Source organism: Inquilinus limosus MP06, from assembly GCF_000767795.1.
GTDB lineage: Bacteria > Pseudomonadota > Alphaproteobacteria > DSM-16000 > Inquilinaceae > Inquilinus > Inquilinus limosus_E.
The window spans coordinates 1-3,997 of sequence record NZ_JANX01000571.1 but is presented as its reverse complement, the minus strand read 5'-3'; the positions used below and the strand labels follow the sequence as shown (position 1 = coordinate 3,997).

The following is a 3,997-nucleotide window of genomic DNA, read 5'->3' as shown; positions in this document are numbered from 1 at the left end:
GCTTCTGTGACCATCGCCCGGCCGTTTGCCATGGTTGAACTTCCTGCCCTTTGTCCAATATGACAGGCTCCACATTTGCTGCCCGTCGCGCCGAGATATAGCATCCGGCGCCCGGGATGACAGGGCGGTCGACGGGGGAAGGGAACTGGATGCCGTGGAGTAATCAAGGCGGTGGTGGCGGCGGCGGCGGACCGTGGGGCGGATCACCGCAAGGCGGCGGACAGAATCCCTGGGGGCGCGGCGGCGGTCCCAGCCAGGCCGATATCGAGGACATGATCCGGCGCGGGCAGGACCGGTTCCGCCAGGTCATGCCCAAGGGCTTCGGCGGCGGCCGTGGCATCCTGGTCGCCATCGTGGTGATCATCATCGGCTGGCTGCTGACCGGCATCTACCGGGTGCAGCCGGACGAGCTGGGCGTGGTCCAGCGATTCGGCGCCTATGTCAGGACCGAGCAGCCCGGCCTGCGCTATCACCTGCCGGCGCCGATCGAGACTGTGACCAAGCCGTCGGTGACGACGCAGAACCGGATCGAGATCGGCTTCAGCAGCGGCGAGGGACGGGCCAGCCCCCGCGACGTGCCGGATGAGAGCCAGATGCTGACCGGCGACGAGAACATCATCGACATCGATTTCGTCGTGCTGTGGCGCATCTCCGACCCGGTCGCCTACCTGTTCAACATCAAGAACGCCGACGCCACGGTGAAGGTGGCGGCGGAGAGCGCGATGCGCGAGGTGATCGGCCGCACCGAGATCCAGCCGGCGCTGAACGAGGCGCGTGGCCGGATCGAGCAGGATGCCCGGCGCCTGCTGCAGGCGACGCTGGACAGCTACGGCACCCCGGGCCGCCCCGGGGCCGGCGTGGTGATCGACCAGGTGCAGCTGCAGAAGGTGGCGCCGCCGCAGCAGGTGATCGACGCCTTCGACGACGTGCAGCGCGCCCGCCAGGACCAGGACCGGCTGCGCAACGACGCCGAGACCTACCGCAACGACATCGTGCCGCGCGCCCGAGGCGACGCCGCGCGGGTGGTGCAGGAGGCCGAGGCCTATCGCGAGCAGGTGGTGGCCAAGGCCCAGGGCGACACGGCCCGCTTCACCTCGGTGCTGCAATCCTACCGCGCGGCGCCGGAGATCACGGCCGAGCGCTTCTATCTGGAGACGCTGGAGAGCGTGCTGAAGGGTTCGAACAAGATCCTGATCGACGATGCCGTCGGCGGCCAGGGCGTGCTGCCCTACCTGCCGCTGAACGAGCTGATCAACAAGCCGGCCGCGGCTCCGGCCCAGCGGGGAGGGCAGTAACATGAACGCCAAGCTTGCCGCCCTCGGCGCCGTCATCGTCGTCGCCGGCCTGGTGCTGGTCGATTCCCTCTACACCGTCGGCCAGAACGAGCAGGCGCTGGTCCTGCAGTTCGGCGAGGTGGTGAAGATCGAATCCGAGCCCGGGTTGAAGCTGAAGCTGCCGGTCGTCCAGAACGTGCAGTTCTACGAGAAGCGCGTGCTGGACGTGGACCCGCCGGTCGAACAGGTGATCCTGTCCGACCAGCGCCGCCTCGACGTCGACAGCTATGCCCGCTACCGCATCGCCGATCCGCTGCTGTTCTTCCAGTCGGTGCGGAACGAGAACACCGCCAGCACCCGCATCAGCAGCTTCGTCAACAACGCGCTGCGCAACGTGCTCGGCAACTACAACCAGCTCGACGTGCTGTCGGAGCAGCGCGGGCCGATCATGCGGTCGATCCGTGACCAGGTCGAAGCCAACGCCAAGCCGCTGGGCATCGAGATCGTCGATGTCCGCATCGTCCGCGCCGACGTGCCGGAGGGCACGGTGCAGTCGGTCTATGACCGCATGCGCTCCGAGCGTGAGCGTGAGGCGGCACAGTACCGCGCCCAGGGCGCCGAGTACTCGGCGCAGATCAAGTCGAGCGCCGACCGCGAGCGCACCGTCCTCCTGGCCGAGGCGGAGCGCAAGGCGCAGGAGCTGCGCGGCCAGGGCGACGCCGACGCCATCAAGGTGCAGGCCGACGCCTACGGCGCCGATCCGCAGTTCTTCTCCTTCTACCGCAGCCTGCAGGCCTACCAGAACGCGCTGGGGTCGAGCGGCACCACGCTGGTGCTGTCGCCGAAGGGTGACTTCTTCAAGTACTTCAACGACGCCACCGGCCGCGGCCTGGTGCCGGCGGTGACCCAGCAGACCCCGTCGGGCCCCAGCCCGGCGCCGGCCCCCGCGCCGGCGGTGCCCGAGGTTCCGGCACAGCCGGCGCCTGCGACACCGGGGAACCCGGGCTGATGCAGGCCCGTTTCTCGCCACGATCGGGTGTATGATGACCGACGCCGGCCTCCCGAATGGGGCCGGCGTCGTGCTTTGAGCGAGGGAGAGCGTTCGTGACCAGACCGATTGCCCGCCGCCCGACCGGCCCCGTCGCCGTCGCCCGCGCCGTGGGAGAGACTGCCCTGCTGCGCTGGGCCACGACGGTGCTGGTCATGACGGCCATGCTGATGGCGGCCATCCTGGCGTCAGGGGTGGCCCGCGCCGCGCCGGCGCCCGACAGCTTCGCCGACCTGGCCGAGAGGCTGGTGCCGGCGGTGGTCAACATCTCGACCACCCAGAAGGTCCAGGACGGCCAGGACCTGCCGGAGATGCCGCAATTCCCGCCGGGATCGCCGTTCGATGAGTTCTTCCGCGACTTCTTCAACCGGCGCGGCCAGGGCCAGGGCGACCGGCCGCGGCCGCACAACGCCACGGCGCTCGGCTCCGGCTTCATCGTCCGGGACAACGGCTACATCGTCACCAACTACCATGTGATCGAAGGCGCCGAGGAGATCACGGTCGTCCTGCACGACAACACCAGCCTCGAGGCCAAGCTGATCGGCCGCGACGACAAGACCGACCTGGCGGTGCTGAAGGTCGAGACCGACAAGAAGCTGCCCTTCGTCGAGTTCGGCGACAGCGACGGGATGCGGGTCGGCGACTGGGTGCTGGCGATCGGCAACCCGTTCGGCCTCGGCGGCACGGTCACGGCCGGCATCATCTCGGCGCGGTCGCGTGAGATCAACGCCGGCCCCTATGACGACTTCCTGCAGACCGACGCCGCCATCAACCGCGGCAATTCGGGCGGCCCGATGTTCAACATGGACGGGCGGGTGATCGGCATCAACACCGCCATCTACTCTCCCTCGGGCGGATCGGTCGGCATCGGCTTCGCCATCCCCTCGGCGCTGGCCCGCGGCGTGGTCGACCAGATCATCGAGTTCGGGCGCACCAAGCGCGGCTGGCTCGGCGTCCGGATCCAGTCGGTGACGCCGGAGATCGCCGAGAGCCTGGGGCTGGAGAAGCCGGAAGGCGCCCTGGTGGCCGGGGTCACCGATGGCGGCCCGGGCGCCAAGGCCGGGATCGAGACCGGCGACGTCATCCTGCAGTTCGACGGCAAGCCGATCACCGAGAGCCGGCGCCTGCCGCGCGTGGTCGCCGACACGCCGGTCGACAAGCAGGTCTCGGTGACGGTCTGGCGCAAGGGCGCGCGCAAGGATCTGCCGGTGACGCTGGGCGAGCTCGAAGCCGCCGAGCAATCCGGCTTGCTGGCCTCCGACACGCCGGACAGCAAGCCCGACGCCACCAAGCCGCAGGAGCTCGATGCCCTCGGGGTGACGCTGTCGGCGCTGACCGACGCGCTGAAGAAGCAGTACTCGCTGGCCGACGACCAGAAGGGCGTCGTGGTCACCGCCGTCACCAGCGGGTCGCAGGCCGCCGAGAAGGGACTGAAGGCCGGCGATGTGATCGTCGAGGTCGGCCAGGCCGAGGTGGCGAACCCCGGCGACGTCGCCAAGAAGGTGACCGAAGCCCGCGAGGGCGGCCGGAAGTCGGTGCTGCTGCTGGTCGAGAGCGGCGGCGACCTGCGCTTCATCGCCCTGCCGGTCGGGCCGCGCTGAAGCCGGCCGCCGGTCCGATGGAACAGGCGCCGCCTCCGGGCGGCGCCTTTTCTTTACCCCCGCCGCCGCAGCCG

3 protein-coding genes are annotated in these 3,997 nt (G+C 69.6%); all 3 read left to right on the top strand.

The features are described 5' to 3' along the window. Nucleotides 1-116: 116 nt before the first annotated feature. The 3 genes from hflK to P409_RS28620 all read left to right on the top strand — a co-directional run bounded on the left by hflK (nt 117) and on the right by P409_RS28620 (nt 3,923). Nucleotides 117-1,295, top strand: coding sequence for an FtsH protease activity modulator HflK (gene hflK / locus P409_RS28630; RefSeq protein ID WP_343285531.1), 1,179 nt, complete (start codon nt 117-119; stop codon nt 1,293-1,295). A 1-nt stretch (nt 1,296) separates the two neighbouring features. Beyond that, the gene (gene hflC, locus P409_RS28625) at nt 1,297-2,283 is read left to right on the top strand and encodes a protease modulator HflC (protein ID WP_052121513.1); all 987 of its coding nucleotides are present in this window, start codon (nt 1,297-1,299) and stop codon (nt 2,281-2,283) included. 194 nt (nt 2,284-2,477) lie between these two features. Further along, the gene (locus P409_RS28620; protein ID WP_052121514.1) at nt 2,478-3,923 is read left to right on the top strand and encodes a DegQ family serine endoprotease; all 1,446 of its coding nucleotides are present in this window, start codon (nt 2,478-2,480) and stop codon (nt 3,921-3,923) included. The last annotated feature ends 74 nt before the right edge of the window (nt 3,924-3,997 follow it).